Raw genomic sequence first — 18744 nt, 5'->3', positions numbered from 1 at the left:
GTCTTATGTCAGCACCCTATCTCACTGAGCAAAATATTCGGTATTTCATCAAGACGGCTTTGTCTGAGGACATTGGTGATGGGGATCATAGCTCTCTGGGGAGCATCCCTAAAAATCAGGTAAGCCATGCGCGTCTGTTGATCAAAGATCACGGGATCATAGCGGGCCTCACTTTAGCTGAGCGAATCTTTCACTATGTAGACAAGTCCATCAAAATTGATTTCAAGAAAAAAGATGGGGATTTTGTCAGCAATGGAGACATTGGTTTTACCGTGGAGGGCAAGGCACAGGCTATACTGAGCGCAGAGCGACTGGTGCTCAACTGTCTGCAGCGCATGAGTGGCATAGCCACCTACACCCATCGGATGAACCTCCTCATCAGAGGATCAAGGGCTCGTCTGCTGGATACCCGGAAGACCACCCCCAACTTTCGCTTGCCTGAAAAATGGGCGGTGTTAATAGGCGGAGGCGTCAACCACCGGTTTGGCCTGTATGATATGGTGATGTTGAAGGACAACCACATAGACTATGCGGGGGGCGTAAAGGCTGCCATTACGGAAACCGTGGCATACCTAAAAGCCAACAACCTCGACCTCAAAATAGAGGTAGAAGTACGCAACCTTGAAGAACTGGAGCAGGTGCTGGAAGTGGGTCAGGTACACAGAGTACTACTGGACAATATGCTACCCTCCGCTATACGGGAGGCCATTCGCATGATCAGGGGCCGAATGGAAACAGAAGCTTCCGGCGGCATCAATGAAAAAAATATTGGGGATATTGCCGAAACCGGGGTGGACTTCATCTCCGTGGGTGCACTGACCCATTCCTATAAAAGTCTTGATATCAGCTTAAAAGCGATAAAATAATTATGATTGTAAGAACAAAGAAATATCAGTTGGCCACCGGCACGTATATCAAAACAGCCCTTGTATCTGTGCTGAAAGAACAATGGTGGGTAGGACTCATTTATCTGGCGATCTGCGCAGGTTACCTTTGGATTCCTAACTGGTGGTGGATCATCGGTGCAACCATTGGCCTTACGCTTTATCTACTCTTCTGGCTGATCCAATTTGCCGGAGTAACTCAGCTGGAGCAAGGAAAATTCATGTTCCAAAAGTTGTCTTACGAAATCACCAGCCAGCAAATTCTCCTAAAACTGAACCCCAAGCAAGGCATGCCCATGAAATGGGAGCAAATCAAAAGGGTGAAGAAAGGCAAAGACCATTTCGTGCTGTTTCTGAGTAAGGCACAGCTGCTATACTTCCCTTTCAAGATTTTCAATAACGAAAACGAAATCAAGTTCATTGAGACCGTTCTGAAAAGAAAAGGTTTTATCAAGTAAGCATGGACCGCAAGGCTTTACTCAAGCAGGCCAAAGCCAAAGCTGCCAAATACTGCTCCTCAAAAGAGCGTGCGCCTTTTCAGGTATATGAAAAACTCATGGCCTGGGAGCTGAGTGAGGATGAAGCACAGCACATTTTAGCGGAACTCACCGAGGATCGCTTTGTAGATGAGCGCCGATTTTGCAAGGCCTTCTGCCATGACAAGTTTGCGTTTAACCATTGGGGCAAAAACCGGATACAGCAGGAGCTTTTTCGCTTTCGCCTATCTGAAGAGGTGATCACGGAGGGACTGAACTACATAGACCCAGACAAGTACCAAAAGACACTGGAGACCCTGGCCATAAAAAAATGGAGCAGCCTCATGGATGAACCTTGGCCTAAAAAACAAAAAACCATGGCCTACCTGATCGGGAAAGGTTATGAAATAGACCTGGTCATTGAGACGGTCAACCAAGTGTCGCTCAGCCAACAATAAGACGTTACATTTTTATTAATTTTAATCCTTCTACAGGATGCAGCGTTTTAGATCACTATGATTCAATTTTTTAGCCTCATTACGTTGGTTTTCCTCATGCAAGAAGGCTATCTCAACCTTGACAGGCAAGGGGTAGCCATCGGAGGATACGATCCTGTAAGTTATTTTGCCGGCAAGCCCACAGCGGGTCGAAGCGAATACTCCTTTCGGTTTCAGGGAGCCAGTTATTACTTTTCTTCCTCAAAAAATCTGGAAATTTTTAAATTAACCCCAGAAAAGTATGTGCCCCAGTATGGTGGCTGGTGTGCTTACGCCATGGGTGAAACCGGAGATCAGGTGAAAATAGATCCGGAAACATTCAAAATCACCAACGGTAAGCTCTATTTGTTCTACAATTTCCGGGGTAATAATACCCTGATCCCATGGGAACAAAGCGAACTACCGCTGATGGAAAAAGCCGACGAAAATTGGAAGACAAAATACCTTTCTGATTAATTTAGACTTAACATATGCCTATTAATCAATCTGCTATCAACCTGCTGGATCAGGTCAAGTATATTATTCGCCAGATGACGAGCGAGCAGTACACCCTACCGATCTCCACACTGAGCAATGCCACCATCGGTCAGCATGTGCGGCATTTACTTGAGTTTTTTCTCTGTCTTCAGGATGCCCAGATGACCAGCACTTTGGACTATGACGATCGCAAGCACGATCAATATCTGCAAACTGATGTGAAGCTGGCCCTGAGTGTGACCAATGCGCTACAGGATTCGCTAAAGAGACAGAACAAAGATTTTGCCATCGCTATGCGGGTCAACTACGACATAGAAGCTAAAAGCACCATTGACATCTCCACCTCGTTTTTTCGTGAACTGGCCTACAATATTGAACATGCCATTCACCACATGGCGCTGATCAAAATTGGTCTGAAAGTGGCTTTTCCAGAGGTGGATATTCCGGAGCATTTTGGTGTAGCCAGTTCTACAGTACGCTATCAAAAATCACAAAACACCTGATGCATCGGGTGGTCTCGCGTGTAAAATCCCTCTGGTATAAAATCACGCACTGGGAATTCTGGCCGTTTGCAGTACTCTATTTCCCAGTCAACTTTTACTACCCGTGGCTGGCCTTCAAATGTAGGTCCCTCTTCTTTTTTACCGCAGCCAATCCGAGCATCGATTTTGGGGGAATGCTTGGCGAGAGCAAGTCTGCCATTTTTGAGCTCATCCCCCGTAAATACCTTCCGGACTATCAACTGATTGCCCCGGGAGATGGCGTCTCCGCAAAGGATTTTGCGAAACAAATAGGCTATCCACTCATCGCCAAACCGGACATAGGAGAGCGCGGCAGACTGGTGGAGAAAATCATTGATGAGCAGGCTTTGGAAAAATACCTGGTCAAATGCCCCGTATCTTTCCTGATGCAAAAATTTGTGCCTTACCCTCTGGAATTGGGTGTGTTCTTCGTGAAAAACCCTGATGAAAGCGAAGGCAGGATCACCTCTATTGTAGAGAAAGATTTCCTGTCGGTGATTGGAAATGGGCATGACACCATCAGACAGCTGCTCCAAAATGACCCCCGGGCTCGACTACAAATAAACTTTAGTCACCAGCGCTTTCAAGACATATTAGAAGAAATACCAGGAAAATCAGAAAAAATCATGGTGGAAGGCATCGGCAATCACTGCCGCGGCACCACTTTTCTAAACGCCAACAGCCGTATCTCTGAGCAGCTCAATCGTACCTTCAACACCATCGCCGGAGACATCCAAGATTTTCATTTTGGCCGCTTTGACCTGCGGTGTACCTCCTGGAGTGATCTCGAACAAGGGAAAAATATAATGATCCTTGAGCTGAATGGGGCGGGTGCAGAACCGGGACACATTTACCAGCCGGGCTTCTCTCTTTGGCAAGGTTACCAGTCCATATTTTGGCATTTGTCTACCTTGGCAAAAATAAGCAAGGCCAATCATGAGCAAGGCGTCCCCTATTGGACGTTCGCTCAAGGCTGGAAAAAAATGAAAATGATCAGGGCGTATAACAGGATAATAGAAAGCGTATTGTGAGTACACAGGTGATGATCATCGCTTTTGTGGTAAGCTACCTGGGATCCATCCCTCCGGGCACCATCAACATCACGAGCATGCAACTCTCCGTGCAAAAACATGGGCGTGCGGCCTTCTTTTTTGCCTTGGCAGCATCCATCACAGAGTTTGTCTATGCCGGAGTGACCGTTCGCTTTCAGATTTTTTTAAGCGAAAAACCTTACTTCACAGAGAATTTTCAGATCATCACAGCACTGGCGATGCTGGTTCTGGGCATTGCCAACCTCCTAACGAAAACAAACAGCCAGTCCCTGCTCTCCAAAAGCACAGCGCTCAAAGGCCGAAATGGCTTTAAACGTGGCGTAATCCTGGGTGTGCTGAACCCATTGACCATCCCCTTCTGGTTGACGGTCACGGCATATCTCCAGAACCATCGGCTTATCTCTCTGTCAGGTGCGCACTTCTGGCTGTACCTCTGTGGCATCTCCCTGGGGACATTTGCACTGCTCCTCACCGTGAACCGACTGGGTGCGCGGTTTACGAACATTGCCGACAATCAGTTACTCGTCCATCGGCTACCCGGGATTGTCTTCATCCTATTGGGTCTGTACAACTTTATCGATTGGCTTTTCTGAGCTGCTTCTGAAGGTCAGAGTGGATGTAAAATCCACGCAGCATCATCGTCAGGATCAATGGAATCAGGGCCATGTGCAGAGGTTGAGGCAGAGCTGACCAAATGACCAGCAAAATCAAATACCATCCCGAGATCACTAGAAAATATTTGCTGAGGAAAGGCTGAAATTTTTTCACCCCCAACAGATACGCAAATGGAATATGAAGGGGCATGGCCCAGAGAAGGTTGAGGTTGTCCTTGGAAAGATGCTCTGTACCCCACCACAAAAACACCAGCCACCAGCCAATGAGTCCCGCAAGCGTAAAAACCATAGGATCTAACCACTTCGTGCGTTTCTCTTTCTTAAAATCCCGATTGGTGATAAACCCAACCACAAAAAACACAAGCACAAAGAAGTTGAAGGGAGTGAAAAACTTACCCTCCTTTTGCTCCTCCGGAGTAGGCACGTACACATTCACCGTTTCGGCGACCAGCGGCACCTCCAGGGAATCCCGCCTGAGTGTGGCAGTGGACAAGGAGGCCTGTATGTAGTCCGGCAAAAACATATACTCCCGGGGAGTGGCGTCCTTATCTATCTGCATCCCCAAACCGATATCGATAATCCAGTCTCCCCAGGGCTGATCTGCCAGGTAGTCGTCCATCAGGTCACGTATGGTCTTGTCCTCCTCCACATAGTCTGCATTGAATGTGATCTGTTCCGGAAAAACCGCAACCAGCACATCATACATTTTTGTGGCACAATTGTCATATACATAATTGTAATAGTAGTCCCTGTTTTCCGGTTTGTAATTATTGGTCAGGAAATCGACCATGGCCTGTTTCTCAGCAAGGGTGAGGTTCAGCCGCTGCTCTATGATGTATCGGTTTTCTCTTTCGTAGTGGTTTTTAAAAGCCGTATACCTGGAAAGGCCCAACTTGTACAGCATTTTGCCCCGTGCAAAATTCCAATAGAAATTCTCCTGATCGAAATCAAAAACACCATAGTTGAACACCCAATCGATGTTGCGCTCAGGATCAGAAAAGTGAATGGCGCTGTGCCCAAAAGCAGAATACAACTCCTCCTGATAGGGGCCGAGGGTCATAATGCTGATTTCTGCCTGGTCGGATACTTCCACCTCCCGGCATTCACTTTTAAAAAAGAACAAAACAAGAAGGGAAAAAACCAGCAGTCTCCAATACATATCCGGGGAATGATTCATAAGTTTAAACTATGTATATCAGCATCAATGATAGCATACAATTGGCCTCAAAGCTAACCCTTAAACGGCTAATTAATGCTTTTCAAGTGTATACCTCCTTCCAGAGATCCCGCAAGACCGGCACTCCAAATATCAAGGGCCTGCCGATCAGCCTGTCCATAGAACCCACCACGGCATGCAACCTCCGGTGCCCCGAATGTCCAAGTGGTTTGCGCTCATTTACCCGCCCCACAGGGAAACTGGACCAACAACTCTTCACAAAGCTGATCGATGAAATCGGGGACACACTGGCCTATCTCATCTTCTACTTTCAGGGAGAGCCCTATCTTCATCCTCAGCTCCTGGAAATGGTGAAATATGCCTCGAACAAAAAAATTTATACGGCCACTTCAACCAACGCTCACTTCCTCACCGACGAGATCGCCAGGCAAACGGTGGAATCTGGCCTTGATCGGATGATCATTTCGATAGATGGAGCCACCCAGGAAACCTACGAGGCATACCGCAAAACCGGTGAGCTCAAAAAAGTGCTGGAGGGTACTGAGAACATTCTGAAATGGAAAAAAGCGCTGAAATCCCGTACTCCATTTGTTGTCTGGCAATTTCTGGTAGTCCGACCGAATGAACACGAAATCCCGGAAATCAAGAAAATGGCCAGAGCCTACGGCGTGGATCAGGTAGCCTTCAAAACCGCCCAAATCTATGACTATGCCCAGGGAAATGAATTAATTCCTACACAGGACAAATATTCCAGATATGCCCCGCAACCAGACGGCACCTATCAGCTCAAAAACAAGCTTCTGAACGAATGCTGGAAAATGTGGCACTCCTGTGTGGTCACGTGGGACGGTAAAGTGGTCCCTTGTTGCTTTGATAAGGATGCACATCATGTATTGGGAAATGCCGCCAATCAGCCGTTTGCACACATCTGGAATTCCGATGACTATGCCTCTTTCAGAAAAACGCTGCTCACTTCAAGGGATGAGATAGAGATGTGCAAAAACTGCACGGAAGGCGGAAAAGTCTGGGCTTAAGCGTGCCAGTGTTTTTGGATCACCTGTAGCAACTCCTGATGCACCGGGCCGGCAGCCACCATTTCACGGCCAAATAAAAATTCACTGCCCCCGTGAAAATCAGTAACCGTGCCCCCTGCTTCCTGTACAATGATCACTCCGGCAGCTACATCCCAGGGGTTGAGGTTATACTCAAAGAAGGCCTCATATCGACCACAAGCCACGTAGGCCATGTCTACCGCAGCACTCCCCACTCTTCTGAGACCGTGCGCATTTTTCATGAGCTCGTTTAAAATGGCCAGGTAAGCATCCAGTTTCTCAAAATTATAAACAGGAAAGCCTGTAGCGAATAAACTATCACCGATGGCATTGGCCTGTGTGACTGAAATTTTTTGATCATTCAGAAAACAACCGCCCCCTTTCCAGGCCACAAAACATTCATCCCGGTTGATCTCATAGATCACTCCGGCCACCACGTCATCCCCCTCCATCAGTCCTATACTTATGGCATACGTTGGCAATCCATGTACAAAATTGGTCGTACCATCCAGGGGATCAATGACCCAGGTATGTGCCTTCCTGTCCTGAACAATGGTGTTTTCTTCAGTGATGTATCCGGCTTCTGGTAAAATCTGCTTCAGACCCGTAACAAGCTTCCTCTCGGTCTCTTTGTCCACATAAGACACCAGATCACTTTTTCCTTTCAGCTCCACATGCTCCATAGAGAACCCAGCTGCCTCCTGCCTGATGAATGCTCCGGTATCTCTGGCGAGCCGGGCAACAAGATGAGCGATATGTTCCAGGTCGATACTCATTTCGATTTTCCTTCTAAGATAAGCACAAACTCACCTTTGATGCTTCTTGACTCGAAATACCCGATCACTTCCTCAAGGGTACCATTGACCGTCTCTTCAAACTTTTTGGTGAGTTCTCTCGAGACTGATACGTTCCGATCTGGCCCCATGACTTCAGCAAACTGACCTAAGGTTTTCATCAGTCGATGGGGTGACTCATAGAAGATCATCGTCCGTGGCTCTTCCTTCAGGTACTCCAACCGCGTTTGTCTCCCCTTTTTATGAGGAAGAAATCCTTCAAAGACAAATTTATCAGAAGGCAAACCCGACTTTACCAGGGCTGGCACAAAAGCCGTGGCACCTGGCAGGCACTCTACCTTGATCCCCTCATCAGCAGCGGCACGGGCCAGCATGAATCCGGGATCCGAAATGCCCGGAGTACCCGCATCAGTAATTAACGCCAGTATCTCTCCGGATTTTATCCTGGAAATGATTGTCTCCGTTCGCTTGTGTTCATTAAAGGAGTGAAAGCTTTCTGTGGGCGTGGTGATGCCGTAGTGCTTCAGCAATACCCCTGATGTGCGGGTATCTTCCGCCAGGATTCTATCCACACCCTTTAAAACTTCAACGGCCCTGAAGGTGATGTCTCCAAGGTTTCCGATTGGTGTGGGAACCAGGTATAACCGTGTGGATGACTCCATGTTCAGGCCAGCAAATCGTCTATCGCTTTAGCCAGGGAACGGTCTTTCTCTGTCACCGTGTTTCCGGCATCATGGGTGGTGAGCTCAAAAGAAACTTTATTATACACGTTAGACCAGTTAGGATGATGATTCATCTTCTCCGCCACAATGGCCACCTTAGCCATGAAGCCAAATGCCGACACAAAATCCTTAAACTCGATGGTTCTCGTAAGCTTATTGTCTTGTTCTTTCCACATCTCCTTTTTGATTTTTATAGTGCGATACAGCCTTCTACCTGATTGGCAGCTATATATACATCCAGTACGGCCTGGCTTGTTTGCAGTTTCGTTTTGGCAGTGATGCTGATGTAATTTTTGCCGGAGCTTTCCTTAAAGGAAATCTCTCCCGGCGGTATCACCTCCAATAGCTCGCTTTTCTTGTCCACGGGTATTATGAACTTAAAAGTATAATATCCTGGAAAACTATGCTGAAGTTCAACCTTCTCTCTGAACGACTCTACATCCCAACTCATACCTAAAAGATAAAAAAAAGCCAGTGAAATTCACTGGCTTTGGAAGTCTTTAAAAGAATTTGTATCGTTTATCCTCAATCTCAGCGAACTCTTTAATGGCATTGTCCAGTGATTGTGAAACAAATACCGGAGAGAATGAGAGCGGGAAATTAGCAATCACTGCCTTTCTACCCTGTCTTTCAGTCGCTATCTGAGTTTTGTAAGAAAGATATTCATCCAATGGCTCAGGTGTGCTCTTAGCTGTGGCACTCACCACCAATACTCCATTAGAAGTTTCGAATGGTGCTGTTTTCTCACCCTCGTCCAGAGAGAACGCGACACCAACTGCCTCAGGCGCAAACCCGACACTTGGGAAAGAGTTGCTATTCAGAGTAAGGTCTGCGGATCCGGACCTGGCTTTGTCACCATACTCGGCTTTCATCCCCTCAAAGTCTGATGCTGAAAGGCCGGCAATTTTATCCTTGATGTATTGAGCTTTTTTCTCGTTCAGCACTTTTGTCCTGATCTCATTTTCTACCTGAGCTAAAGTCGCAGTCCCTTTTGGCTGTCTGGCGGTCATCACTGCTACCACGTACTGATCATCAAATTCCTTTACATCAGATACCTTATTCACAGAAGCATCATTGTATAACCACAATACGATGTTTCTGGCATCTGTGAGCACACCTACTCGTGAGTCGTTTTTACCAATGGCACTTGCAGAGCGAACGTTGAGACCGGCCTCTTTTGCATTTTCTTCCAGAGAAGCTGCATCGGAGCTATTTGCTGCCAGCAGATCCGCTTGTCTGTAGATTTCATTGAGGGTGGCATCACTTTCGAACAATTCTTTCTCGATAGTAGCCACTTTGTATACCGTATTGGTTTTTGGCTCGTCTATCTGAATGATGTGATAGCCAAAAGAAGTTTCCACAGGATTTGGCAACAAGCCTGTTCCTCTATGAGCAAACACCGCATCCTTGAAAGGCTGCACAAAGTTGCCATTCTCACCAAACCATCCCAGATCGCCACCATTGTTGGCATTGCTCTTATCGGCACTGTTGATGGCAGCAAGCTCTGCAAAGTCAGCACCCTTTTTCAGTTGACTGATGATGTCATTGGCTTTCCCTCTGGCCTCAGCTTTTGCTGATTCAGAGTTTCCGTCCATTTCTATCAGGATATGTCTTGCTTTCACGAAAGCCTCATCACCTTCCGTGATGGCAGACAGTTTGCTGATGGCATATTTGTCACCCACTAGTGTAGGTTCTGTCACGGTGCCCACTTCGGCGCCTATTAGTCCAACTGGGATAAGACCTGGATCGCTTATGGATTGGAATGAGTTCAGGCCATCTGAATTCATCAATGCAAAGGTAGAATCATTCTTGCTGCCAATGAGACCATTTCTTAGTCTGGCAATCTCCTCCTTCACAAAGGCTGTATCATCGGCCGATGGCTGAATAGGAAACACCACGTAGTTAAGGCTTCTTGATTCTTCGCGCTGATACTGCTCAGCGTTAGCAGACAGGTAGCTTTTCAATTCAGACTCTGAAATAGTAAACAAACTATCGGCCACACTGAAGAAAGGCACATAGAAGTAATCCACTGACATATTGCTGCCCTGGGCTTCATATTTGCTCTTAGCCTCGGCGGTGGTCACATAGTTCGTGAGGGCCAAAAGGTTCTCGTATTTCTTTACCATGCGGTTTGGCTTCAGCCTGTCTTCGAAAGAAAGCCATGAGGCACGCTGCTGAGCAGGTGCGCTGTTGAGCTGCTGGAGGAAAGCTACTACATTCTCCCTGCTAAACTCACCCGTGTTGGGATCTGAAAAGAACTGCTTGATCTGTGGGTCGATGTTATTTCCCTGAACCATATCCACCACCTCAGAGTTGGTGACGGTGATTCCAAGTTCATCATATTGACTTTTGTAAGCGTAGTCCAGAATCAGGGCATTCCATGCCTGTACCCGAATCGTTTCGATCTCATCCGATGAGGGCTCCCGCTGATTGTTGATTGCAAAAATGTATGAGAGTTCACTGACCTTGGCCTGGAATTGCTCATAGGAAATGTCTTTACCGGCTATTTCAGCAATGGTAGTATCATTTCCTCCCAGCAAAACGGAGTTGGATTGGAACAGGTCCGTCAGGATAAATGCGAACATAGAGAAAGCCACAAAGCCTACAACGACCTTGCCCATTCTCTTTCTTAAAGTATTAATCAGCGCCATATTTTTCTGTGCGTGTTTTTTTTAAAGACGGCAAAAATAACCACATGTACACTAATTAAAAAATGAATCTAAACCTTTGATTTACAAGGATTCTTCCTTGTTCAGAAGTGTAAGTTTCACTTTGTCAATGCGGTTTTCCTCCATCGTGAAAACTGTAAAATGAAAAGGTGGAATTAAAATGGTCTCATTGACTGTAGGGATGTCTTCATGAAAAGCGAGGATAAGCCCCCCCAGTGTATCATACTCGCCCACAGGCAGTCCCCAGTTGTATTTGTCATTGAGGTAATCTACCTCATGCCGGGCACTTAGAATGAAATTATATTCATCAATTTTTTCCTCTACCAGGTATTCGTCATCGTGTTCATCGCGGATTTCTCCAAAAATTTCCTCAATCACATCTTCCATGGTCACTATGCCGGAGGTACCTCCGTATTCGTCCACCACCAGTGCGATGCTCTTGCGCTCCGTGATAAACTGAATGAGTAACTCATTGGCAAGCATCGTTTCCGGTACAATGATGATGGGGGTAAGTATGTCCTTGATCTTTTCAGGCTTTTTGAACATCTCCACTGAGTGGCAATAACCAATCACATCATCTATAGACTCCTTGTATACCAAAATTTTTGAATGCCCGGTATCAATAAAAGCGCTTTTGAGCTCTTCGATCTTGTCACTCACGTCCACGGCTTGTATTTCCGTACGTGGTATCATGCACTCTCGTACCCGAATGGTCTTAAACTCTATGGCGTTGTTGAAAATCTTGGCGTCTATTTCGGCATCCTCTTCCTTTTCTATGTTCAGGATGTTTTTCTTCACATAGTTATTGAGGTCAGTCAGACCAAACACCGGCTTATCCTCAGAGTATTCAAACCTCAGGATCTTGGTGATGATAAATCTGGAGATGAAAACAATCAGCAAAACCACCGGATACAGGGCATAATAGATGAGGGCCATAGGCAGCGCAAACACCGTTAGCATGGTATCCGGATTCAGCATAAACAGGCTCTTAGGAAGAAATTCTGCGGTGATCAGGACAATGAGGGTGGAAATAAGTGACTGCAAAACAAGGACTACAATGTCCTCACTGAGGGCTTCAGGCAGCACAGTATACAGCCAAGGTTCTATAAACTTGGCCATCAGGATGCCATAAAGGACAATACTCAGGTTGTTACCTACCAGCATCGTGGCCAAGAAAGAAGACCTTCTGGCGACGATCTCTGAGAGGACCCGTCCGGTGAAGCTTCCCTTTTTGCTCATCACCTCTATGTGAAGCTTGTCCGCGGAAATAAATGCAATCTCAATACCGGAGAAAAAGGCAGAGAACAAAAGGCAGGTTAAAATTCCTAAATAAAGGGAAGGGTCTTCCATTGGTGGTAAAAATACTATTTCTCTTGTTTGCGCTGACTTTTTCTGTAACCGAATAAAAATAACAATCCTAAGCTAAGCATAAAAATGCCATATGCATGGCCAATTCCTAAAACCATGGTTTCATAGATACCAATCACAAAAAAGGCGACAGCAGATGAAAACAGAATGTAGTCCAGTAGTTTCATTATTCTTCTATGAGGAGAGTGCCCTGGGGTTTCAAAATTTTGTAGGTGGAAAAGTCCTGGTCTGCTGTGAGTCCTTCTCCTGTATGAACCTCGTCATCAGACTGGATGGTAACGAACCGATCCGTATAGAACTGCTCTTCCTTGGGGCTCCAATATAACTCCTCTGTATTGAGCTCATCCCCCTCCTCAATATTTTTGACCACCACGTTTCCTTCTGCCCGATAGAGATTGTCTTTAGCTGTATAGTACACATAGTCCGCTCTGAAAGTGGAAACCACACGACCGTCATCGTCCAGGTACTCGAGGTAGAGGGCTTCCGGCCATTCTCGGTCTCCACCCTCATAGTTGAGCTGCTTGGCAGCCTTGAGTTTTAAAATCACCTTGGCCGAGTCGCTCATTTTGGTATTGATGCTATCCATGATGACCAAAGGACCATCATATAATGGCTCATCAATGAGCTCTTTGCGGTTCTGACAGGCACCCAAGACCACTAATATCGCCACCAGTGCAATGCCCCAAACAAAAAAACGGTCATGGGTTATCACCATGACCGTTTGATCGTATTTTTTTAAAGAATTAATTCGCTGGTCTTCTTTCAATTTGAACTGATTCGTTTATCCAACAATCTACCGTGATCGACTGTCCTTCTTCTTTTCCTTCGCTGAAAATCTCCTCTATGGAAGGAAACTGTGCTTTAGCACTGGTCATTTTCTCACTGTCTCCAGCCTTCTGGTACATCTCGTAAGCGGCAATAAAAATCGCCCTATCCTTCACTTTACTCTCTCCAGCCTTACAGTCGTTGAAGCTATTCATATAAAGGTCGCCAATGAAAGCATAGGCATCTTTATTTGACGGATCAAAAGCAAGTGCCTTTCTGGCGTTGGATCTGGCCGCCGCTTTACCGCCCTGAGAAGCAACTGTTCTGGCCAGACTCAGGTAAACTTCTGATTTTTTTACATTGTCGTCAGTCAGCTCTACAGCCTTCTCATAGTATTTTTTGGCTCGGTCCAAATCTCCTTCAGAAGCTGCCTTCACTCCGATGAACTTGGCAATCCCAAAATTGGGTTCTACCTCGTTGACAGCTATGGCTACTTCCATTGCCAAAGGACTGTCTGTACACTTCTGCTGCAGCATCAAGCCAAAAATCTTTTTGGCAAGATTGATGTCTTTGGTTTGTCTGAATTTTGGCCCAAGCTTCTCTTCGATGAAATCACAGTCCACATCCACAGTGGCTGTCAGCAGCTTATCCACGTAGTCTGCCTGCTTCTCCAGACTGCTGGCTTTACCGCCCTCCGCTATCTTCACTTCGATGATGTCTTTGATCCTGGTATACTTTTCAAAAACCTCCTCGTCAGTGATTGTACCTCCAGACAGTTTGTATCTTCTGATCACGTCCATGTAAGCGGTCAGGTTGTTGATCAGTACATCATTGCCATTTAACTCAAATGCCTTGTTAAACAGGTCGTAAAGTTCTTTGTACTTTGGCTGATCGTCCCGGTAATACTTGTAAGCAACATAGGCCTTTCGGTTCAGCACATCCGCTTCACTATTGAAGTATTTGATTCGCAAATCATACATTTCAAGGGCCTTCCCCTGGTATTCAAGGGTTTTAGCCTTGTCATCCGTATTGTCGGCAAGCCCTTCATATATTTTAGCACCATTGATGTAAATGGAAGCATTTAGGTCCGGGGTATTCTTCAGTAGCCAGGAGTGAGGTCCCAGGGCAGCCTTCCAGTTTTCTGCTCTCACAAAATCAGTATAGAGAGCATTTTTTTCTTTTGCCTTATCCACTGAGTCGCCCCAGTTCCAGCCTGGCTGAGCAATTGCCATGGAGGCCAACCCAACGATAAAAGCTAAACTCAAAAGGTGCTTAGTAATAGAATTCATAAGCTGTTTTTTTAATCGTATCTTCTTTTTACAAACCAGCGGTCATTAATCGTTGCTCCGATCACTACCTGAAAATAATTCTCTTTTATGAGACTGTTATCTGTGGTACCCCTGGTGCCAAACTTAAAGGCGGCATCCAAACTGGAAAAACCACTCACAGGAAAAGAGGCACCAAAATTAATACCAAAATCATTAATTTCTCTATTATTTACCAGATAAGGTAGTTGCTTCATGTTCATTCCCATGCGATAGGTAGTCCGCTTCAGGTAGCTGTTTACACTTTGGTAGTCAGGTGTCCATGATACCCCTAAGGCTACATTTTGGGTGTTTCTCAAGCTCACAGCCGTTGTTTTCTCGTTTGCAGTTTTCCAGTTTTGCGTTTTCACATCTACCCCTACCTGAAAAGTATTGAGCAATTCATAGGATACTCCCAGCCCGAAAGTTTTTGGCAAAGTGAACTCGGTTTTGATGTTTTCTTTAATGATTTGCGTCTGAACCGTAGTTCCTGTCAGTCTCAACCGCTGAAATATCTGGTTTTCGGTACCCTCCAGGGTGTTGGAAAGATCGTATGTAGCTCCAAAGTTGAGAAATTTCTTCTCCTGCAAAATCCATCGGTAGGAAAGGCCAAGTGAAAAATTGAAATCGGAGTAGGCCGTAGATTCCAGGTAGGCGATGGCGTAGTTAGAACTGAAATCTTCACTAAAAATCTGAACCCGCGATTGTCGGTCCACAGTGCCAAAAACATAAGAGGCCTTCACCCCCAAAGCCAGGGCCTTGTAGATCCGAAAACCATTGGCCCAAATAAGCTGAGAGAGCCCTCCGTCTCCCTGAAACTGGGTAACACCCAAGACACCCGTATCAATGCTATCCGCACTGTAAGTATTGTACTTCACCGAACTCAACGGCAGCAGGGCAAAGCTGGAGGTCCAGCGATTTCTCACCACCGGGAAACTCATCGCCATAAAGCGCAGACTGGCTCCGCTGTCTTTATCCTTTCCGACGGTGCTCTCATAATTTCTAAAGTCCCCGATCAAGCCAACCTGAAAGGAACTGAAGGTATTGTGGGTCAGCAGCGCCGGGTTTTGCAAATTGATGTGCCAGGGTGTAGGCGAGCCTATCCCTACCTCGCCCATGCCGTAGTTATTAGGCATGCCCTGAAAAAGGACCTCACCCAATCCATTGTTGGAATACGGTGATGCGATGAATTGTGCAGACGCACTTGCACCCATCAGGAGGGCAAAAACAATGATCCCTGTTTTGTGGAAATTCATTTATTATAGTTCAGTATTGTATTCAAGCCTGTCAGGACCAAATCAAAGTCTGCAAAGATGGGTGCTTTTAGCTTGGATTCAAAGTAGTTAGCATCTCCGCCGGTGAGGATAACGGCCAAATCCTTATATTCTTTTAGGAAAGCTTCAATAAAGCCATCCATTTCATGCACCACTCCGTCAAAAGCTCCTGTGACTAAACACTCCCGGGTCGTTTTTCCCTGAGTCCTGATGGGAATTTCCTCCCATTCTGTGCTCACATCCGGAAGTCGCCTGGTAAAATGTGCCATAGCTTTCATTCGCATCCTCAGACCAGGAGCTATGGCCCCACCTCTATACACGCCTGTCTTATCCACCAAATCATAAGTAATGCAGGTACCTGCATCAATCACCAGACAGTCTTTCTTGTAAAGATGAAATGCCCCAACTGAAGCTGCTATTCGGTCTACCCCCAGCGTTTCAGGCGTGTGATAATCCAAAACGATGGGCAGGGGGGTGTCTTGTGTAAGTATCAGGTGATCGGGCAGTGCGCTGATCTGACTGTGCACTGTGGGATCCTCCCCTACGGAACTAAAGATCCACCGATAGCCTGGTTTATCATACTGCTGAAAAACTTCTTCCAGTTGGTTGGCAGTATACCGCGCAACAAGCCGCTCCCCTTCGAAAATCGCTGTTTTAATTTTCGAATTTCCAATGTCTACCACTACATTACCTTCGTTTTTCAAAATTCCTGGCTCAAATCAAAAACTCAAAAGTAACTACCCTTGACGGAATATTATGCAATCGGAGTAATGTCGGGTTCGTCTCTGGACGGACTGGATGTATGTTTATGCAGATTCACCAAGGGACAAAACTGGTCATTTGACCTGATTAAGGGCGAAACCATCACCATCCCGGAGGAAATCACCCCACAACTCAAGCAAGCCGATCAATTGGATGGCCTGGACCTTGCCCTACTGGATATCAGGTATGGCCAGTGGATTGGAAACCAAATCAAGGCCTTCCAGAAGGATTCATCGTTCCCGATATCGGTGATCGGTGTACATGGACATACGGTATTTCATCTGCCTCAGGAGCACCTATCGGTACAGATAGGAAATGCAGAAGCGGTATGCGTTTCCACCCAAATCCCAACAGTTGGTGGTTTCAGGGGTATGGACGTCCTAATGGGTGGGCAGGGAGCTCCATTGGTCCCTTTCGGTGAAAATCAACTCTTGCGTGATTATAGTGCATTTGTGAACCTGGGGGGGATTGCCAATGTCTCTGTGCACACTGAGCAAATCAGTGCATGGGATGTAGCCCCTTGCAATCAAATCCTCAATCACTTCGCAAAGCAGCTGGGCCATGACTTTGACCATGGTGGTCAGCTGGCAGCATCGGGCCGAATAGACGAACAATGGCTTACCTACCTGAGAGGCCTTGCGTACTTTCAGCTGTCCCCCCCTAAGTCACTGAGTAACCAATGGTCGGCCGAGGTTCTTAAAAAGACACCCCAAAACCCTGTAGATGGCCTGTACACATATTCTCATTTTCTGGCCGAGCAGCTGGCCAATAACCTGAGCAAGGTGAACGGCAAAGTCATGATAACGGGAGGCGGAGCCTACAATCATTTTTTGATCCAACTCCTCAAGGAAAAAGTGGCCCTTGAATTGGAAATGATCATACCCTCCCCCGAACTCATTAACTTCAAAGAGGCCCTTATTTTTGCCTTTCTGGGACTAATGAGGGCGCTTCATTTGCCCAACGTGTTCGCTTCGGTCACTGGTTCTCAGAAAGATACTGTTTCGGGCACCTTACATCTGCCCGGTTAAGTACCACGGGTCATTTATTTGTTTAAATTTGGCACCCGATTCAAAAACCCCAAAACCCCAAAAATGAAAGATCTACTTAAGAAGTTTGAGAACAAGAAACCCGAAATCGTTTTCGAATGGTCAGACCCCGAAACTGAAGCAGAAGGCTGGGCTGTCATCAATTCCCTCAGAGGTGGGGCTGCCGGTGGTGGCACACGTATGCGGGTAGGCCTGGATAAGCGCGAAGTGGAATCATTGGCCAAAACCATGGAAATTAAGTTTACCGTTTCGGGCCCCCAGATAGGTGGTGCCAAATCGGGAATCAACTTTGACCCCAATGATCCAAGAAAAAATGAGGTCTTGAAAAGGTGGTATAAAGCAGTATACCCACTTCTCAAAAATTACTATGGTACCGGTGGAGATCTTAATGTGGATGAAATACATGAGGTGATCCCTATTACAGAAGGCTTTGGACTATGGCACCCGCAGGAAGGGGTGGTCAATGGCCACTTTAACCCGCCGAAACCTCAGAAAATTCATATGATTGGCCGCCTGAGACAAGGTGTTTCAAAAATTCTGGAAGATCAAAATTACATTCCCACTTCGGATAAAAAGTACACCGTTTCGGATATGATCACCGGGTTTGGTGTAGCCGAGTCCGTGCGGCATTACTACAGCCTTTGGGGGGGAGATATCACCCAAAAGAGAGCCATCATCCAGGGCTGGGGCAACGTAGGCGCCACTGCTGCGTTGTATCTATCTTATTATGGAGCCAAAATAGTAGGGATTATAGACCGAGATGGCGGCATTATCAACGAGAAGGGCCTTGGTTTGGAAGAAATCAAGAAGCTATTCTATGACCGCCAGGGAAATAAACTCATTGCTGACAATCAGCTCTCTTTTGCTGAGTGCAATGAAAAAATCTGGAACATAGGTGGGGAAATCTTCATCCCGGCCGCTGCTTCCAGACTCGTCTCTCAGGATCAGGTGGAGGGACTCATCGCTCACGGATTGGAAGTGGTGGCTTGTGGTGCCAATGTCCCGTTTAAGGATGATGCCATCTTTTATGGGCCCATTGCTGAATATGTGGACGAGCGGGCAGCATTGATTACGGATTTTATATCCAACTGTGGAATGGCCAGGACTTTTGCCTACCTGATGGATCCAAAAAACGACAAAAAAATAACCGATGACGAAATCTTTACTGACATCTCTAAAACAATTGCCACTGCTTTGGATAAGGTTTATCAGCAAAATCCGGGAAAAACTGGCCTCGGGAGAACAGCTTTCGAAATTGCTCTATCCCAACTTATTTAAAACCAGGCTTGC

The 18744-nt window shown here is 46.3% G+C and carries 22 protein-coding genes; 10 read left to right on the top strand and 12 right to left on the bottom strand.

The window, feature by feature from the left end:
- Nucleotides 1–5 precede the first annotated feature (5 nt).
- The 7 genes from nadC to RIH33_RS11215 are packed head-to-tail and all read left to right on the top strand — an operon-like array spanning nt 6 to nt 4500.
- Nucleotides 6–866 carry a carboxylating nicotinate-nucleotide diphosphorylase gene (nadC, locus tag RIH33_RS11245; protein WP_406654837.1) on the top strand — a complete coding sequence of 287 codons (861 nt, stop codon included), beginning with the start codon at nt 6–8 and terminating at the stop codon, nt 864–866.
- A gap of 2 nt (nt 867–868) precedes the next feature.
- Complete coding sequence (locus tag RIH33_RS11240; RefSeq protein ID WP_406654836.1) at nt 869–1342, top strand: YcxB family protein; 474 nt, start codon at nt 869–871, stop codon at nt 1340–1342.
- Between the two features lie 2 nt (nt 1343–1344).
- A complete protein-coding gene (locus tag RIH33_RS11235) occupies nt 1345–1818 on the top strand; it encodes a regulatory protein RecX (RefSeq protein ID WP_406654835.1) in 474 nt (157 codons plus the stop codon).
- 57 nt (nt 1819–1875) lie between these two features.
- On the top strand, nt 1876–2313 hold the full coding sequence (locus RIH33_RS11230) for a YHS domain-containing (seleno)protein (protein ID WP_406654834.1): 438 nt from the start codon (nt 1876–1878) through the stop codon (nt 2311–2313).
- A 14-nt stretch (nt 2314–2327) separates the two neighbouring features.
- Nucleotides 2328–2837 carry a hypothetical protein gene (locus tag RIH33_RS11225; protein ID WP_406654833.1) on the top strand — a complete coding sequence of 170 codons (510 nt, stop codon included), beginning with the start codon at nt 2328–2330 and terminating at the stop codon, nt 2835–2837.
- Complete coding sequence (locus RIH33_RS11220) at nt 2837–3886, top strand: hypothetical protein (protein ID WP_406654832.1); 1050 nt, start codon at nt 2837–2839, stop codon at nt 3884–3886. Before RIH33_RS11225 ends, RIH33_RS11220 begins: the two co-directional genes overlap by 1 nt.
- Nucleotides 3883–4500 (top strand): LysE family transporter, encoded by a 618-nt coding sequence (locus RIH33_RS11215; protein WP_406654831.1) that lies wholly within the window; start codon nt 3883–3885, stop codon nt 4498–4500. The genes RIH33_RS11220 and RIH33_RS11215 overlap by 4 nt, the downstream gene beginning before the upstream one ends.
- Here RIH33_RS11215 and RIH33_RS11210 read toward each other — a convergent pair.
- Nucleotides 4481–5698: a DUF4105 domain-containing protein gene (locus tag RIH33_RS11210; RefSeq protein ID WP_406654830.1), complete on the bottom strand. Its 1218-nt coding sequence runs from the start codon at nt 5696–5698 to the stop codon at nt 4481–4483. The genes RIH33_RS11215 and RIH33_RS11210 overlap by 20 nt on opposite strands.
- A gap of 11 nt (nt 5699–5709) precedes the next feature.
- On the opposite strand from RIH33_RS11210, the gene RIH33_RS11205 reads away from it, so the two are divergent.
- Nucleotides 5710–6732, top strand: a complete 1023-nt coding sequence (locus tag RIH33_RS11205) for an SPASM domain-containing protein (protein WP_406654829.1) — start codon at nt 5710–5712, stop codon at nt 6730–6732.
- Here the strand turns inward: RIH33_RS11205 and RIH33_RS11200 are convergent.
- The 11 genes from RIH33_RS11200 to RIH33_RS11150 form a co-directional block, all read right to left on the bottom strand.
- The gene (locus tag RIH33_RS11200) at nt 6729–7526 is read right to left on the bottom strand and encodes an inositol monophosphatase family protein (RefSeq protein WP_406654828.1); all 798 of its coding nucleotides are present in this window, start codon (nt 7524–7526) and stop codon (nt 6729–6731) included. The two genes, RIH33_RS11205 and RIH33_RS11200, sit on opposite strands and share 4 nt — an antisense overlap.
- A complete protein-coding gene (rsmI, locus tag RIH33_RS11195) occupies nt 7523–8206 on the bottom strand; it encodes a 16S rRNA (cytidine(1402)-2'-O)-methyltransferase (protein WP_406654827.1) in 684 nt (227 codons plus the stop codon). The genes RIH33_RS11200 and rsmI overlap by 4 nt, the downstream gene beginning before the upstream one ends.
- 2 nt (nt 8207–8208) lie before the next feature.
- Nucleotides 8209–8442 carry a 4a-hydroxytetrahydrobiopterin dehydratase gene (locus RIH33_RS11190; protein WP_406654826.1) on the bottom strand — a complete coding sequence of 78 codons (234 nt, stop codon included), beginning with the start codon at nt 8440–8442 and terminating at the stop codon, nt 8209–8211.
- Between the two features lie 14 nt (nt 8443–8456).
- A complete protein-coding gene (locus RIH33_RS11185) occupies nt 8457–8717 on the bottom strand; it encodes a DUF493 domain-containing protein (RefSeq protein WP_406654825.1) in 261 nt (86 codons plus the stop codon).
- 49 nt (nt 8718–8766) lie between these two features.
- Nucleotides 8767–10917, bottom strand: coding sequence for a peptidylprolyl isomerase (locus RIH33_RS11180; protein WP_406654824.1), 2151 nt, complete (start codon nt 10915–10917; stop codon nt 8767–8769).
- An 81-nt stretch (nt 10918–10998) separates the two neighbouring features.
- The gene (locus RIH33_RS11175; protein ID WP_406654823.1) at nt 10999–12285 is read right to left on the bottom strand and encodes a hemolysin family protein; all 1287 of its coding nucleotides are present in this window, start codon (nt 12283–12285) and stop codon (nt 10999–11001) included.
- A gap of 14 nt (nt 12286–12299) precedes the next feature.
- A complete protein-coding gene (locus tag RIH33_RS11170) occupies nt 12300–12470 on the bottom strand; it encodes a hypothetical protein (protein ID WP_406654822.1) in 171 nt (56 codons plus the stop codon).
- Nucleotides 12470–13018, bottom strand: a complete 549-nt coding sequence (lptC, locus tag RIH33_RS11165; RefSeq protein WP_406654821.1) for an LPS export ABC transporter periplasmic protein LptC — start codon at nt 13016–13018, stop codon at nt 12470–12472. The genes RIH33_RS11170 and lptC overlap by 1 nt, the downstream gene beginning before the upstream one ends.
- 28 nt (nt 13019–13046) lie before the next feature.
- On the bottom strand, nt 13047–14357 hold the full coding sequence (locus tag RIH33_RS11160) for a tetratricopeptide repeat protein (RefSeq protein ID WP_406654820.1): 1311 nt from the start codon (nt 14355–14357) through the stop codon (nt 13047–13049).
- Nucleotides 14358–14368: 11 nt separating this feature from the next.
- Nucleotides 14369–15628: a hypothetical protein gene (locus tag RIH33_RS11155; RefSeq protein WP_406654819.1), complete on the bottom strand. Its 1260-nt coding sequence runs from the start codon at nt 15626–15628 to the stop codon at nt 14369–14371.
- Nucleotides 15625–16350 (bottom strand): type III pantothenate kinase, encoded by a 726-nt coding sequence (locus tag RIH33_RS11150; protein ID WP_406654818.1) that lies wholly within the window; start codon nt 16348–16350, stop codon nt 15625–15627. Before RIH33_RS11150 ends, RIH33_RS11155 begins: the two co-directional genes overlap by 4 nt.
- A gap of 39 nt (nt 16351–16389) precedes the next feature.
- Here RIH33_RS11150 and RIH33_RS11145 point away from each other — a divergent pair, with 39 nt between their 5' ends.
- Together RIH33_RS11145 and RIH33_RS11140 are read left to right on the top strand one after the other, a co-directional pair.
- Entirely contained in the window at nt 16390–17436 is a 1047-nt protein-coding gene (locus RIH33_RS11145; RefSeq protein WP_406654817.1) for an anhydro-N-acetylmuramic acid kinase, read from the top strand.
- A 63-nt stretch (nt 17437–17499) separates the two neighbouring features.
- Nucleotides 17500–18732, top strand: coding sequence for a Glu/Leu/Phe/Val dehydrogenase dimerization domain-containing protein (locus tag RIH33_RS11140; protein WP_406654816.1), 1233 nt, complete (start codon nt 17500–17502; stop codon nt 18730–18732).
- The last annotated feature ends 12 nt before the right edge of the window (nt 18733–18744 follow it).

The organism is Marinoscillum sp., assembly GCF_040222955.1.
Lineage (GTDB): Bacteria > Bacteroidota > Bacteroidia > Cytophagales > Cyclobacteriaceae > Marinoscillum.
Note: the sequence above shows the minus strand (reverse complement) of the source record. Positions and strands in the feature narration are given on the sequence as shown.

Coding starts and splice junctions, on each gene's coding strand:
- nadC (WP_406654837.1), top strand. CDS start 6: ATGTCAGCACCCTATCTCACTGAGCAAAATATTCGGTATTTCATCAAG.
- RIH33_RS11240 (WP_406654836.1), top strand. CDS start 869: ATGATTGTAAGAACAAAGAAATATCAGTTGGCCACCGGCACGTATATC.
- RIH33_RS11235 (WP_406654835.1), top strand. CDS start 1,345: ATGGACCGCAAGGCTTTACTCAAGCAGGCCAAAGCCAAAGCTGCCAAA.
- RIH33_RS11230 (WP_406654834.1), top strand. CDS start 1,876: ATGATTCAATTTTTTAGCCTCATTACGTTGGTTTTCCTCATGCAAGAA.
- RIH33_RS11225 (WP_406654833.1), top strand. CDS start 2,328: ATGCCTATTAATCAATCTGCTATCAACCTGCTGGATCAGGTCAAGTAT.
- RIH33_RS11220 (WP_406654832.1), top strand. CDS start 2,837: ATGCATCGGGTGGTCTCGCGTGTAAAATCCCTCTGGTATAAAATCACG.
- RIH33_RS11210 (WP_406654830.1), bottom strand. CDS start 5,698: ATGAATCATTCCCCGGATATGTATTGGAGACTGCTGGTTTTTTCCCTT.
- RIH33_RS11205 (WP_406654829.1), top strand. CDS start 5,710: ATGTATATCAGCATCAATGATAGCATACAATTGGCCTCAAAGCTAACC.
- RIH33_RS11200 (WP_406654828.1), bottom strand. CDS start 7,526: ATGAGTATCGACCTGGAACATATCGCTCATCTTGTTGCCCGGCTCGCC.
- rsmI (WP_406654827.1), bottom strand. CDS start 8,206: ATGGAGTCATCCACACGGTTATACCTGGTTCCCACACCAATCGGAAAC.
- RIH33_RS11190 (WP_406654826.1), bottom strand. CDS start 8,442: ATGTGGAAAGAACAAGACAATAAGCTTACGAGAACCATCGAGTTTAAG.
- RIH33_RS11185 (WP_406654825.1), bottom strand. CDS start 8,717: ATGAGTTGGGATGTAGAGTCGTTCAGAGAGAAGGTTGAACTTCAGCAT.
- RIH33_RS11180 (WP_406654824.1), bottom strand. CDS start 10,917: ATGGCGCTGATTAATACTTTAAGAAAGAGAATGGGCAAGGTCGTTGTA.
- RIH33_RS11175 (WP_406654823.1), bottom strand. CDS start 12,285: ATGGAAGACCCTTCCCTTTATTTAGGAATTTTAACCTGCCTTTTGTTC.
- RIH33_RS11170 (WP_406654822.1), bottom strand. CDS start 12,470: ATGAAACTACTGGACTACATTCTGTTTTCATCTGCTGTCGCCTTTTTT.
- lptC (WP_406654821.1), bottom strand. CDS start 13,018: ATGGTGATAACCCATGACCGTTTTTTTGTTTGGGGCATTGCACTGGTG.
- RIH33_RS11160 (WP_406654820.1), bottom strand. CDS start 14,357: ATGAATTCTATTACTAAGCACCTTTTGAGTTTAGCTTTTATCGTTGGG.
- RIH33_RS11155 (WP_406654819.1), bottom strand. CDS start 15,628: ATGAATTTCCACAAAACAGGGATCATTGTTTTTGCCCTCCTGATGGGT.
- RIH33_RS11140 (WP_406654816.1), top strand. CDS start 17,500: ATGAAAGATCTACTTAAGAAGTTTGAGAACAAGAAACCCGAAATCGTT.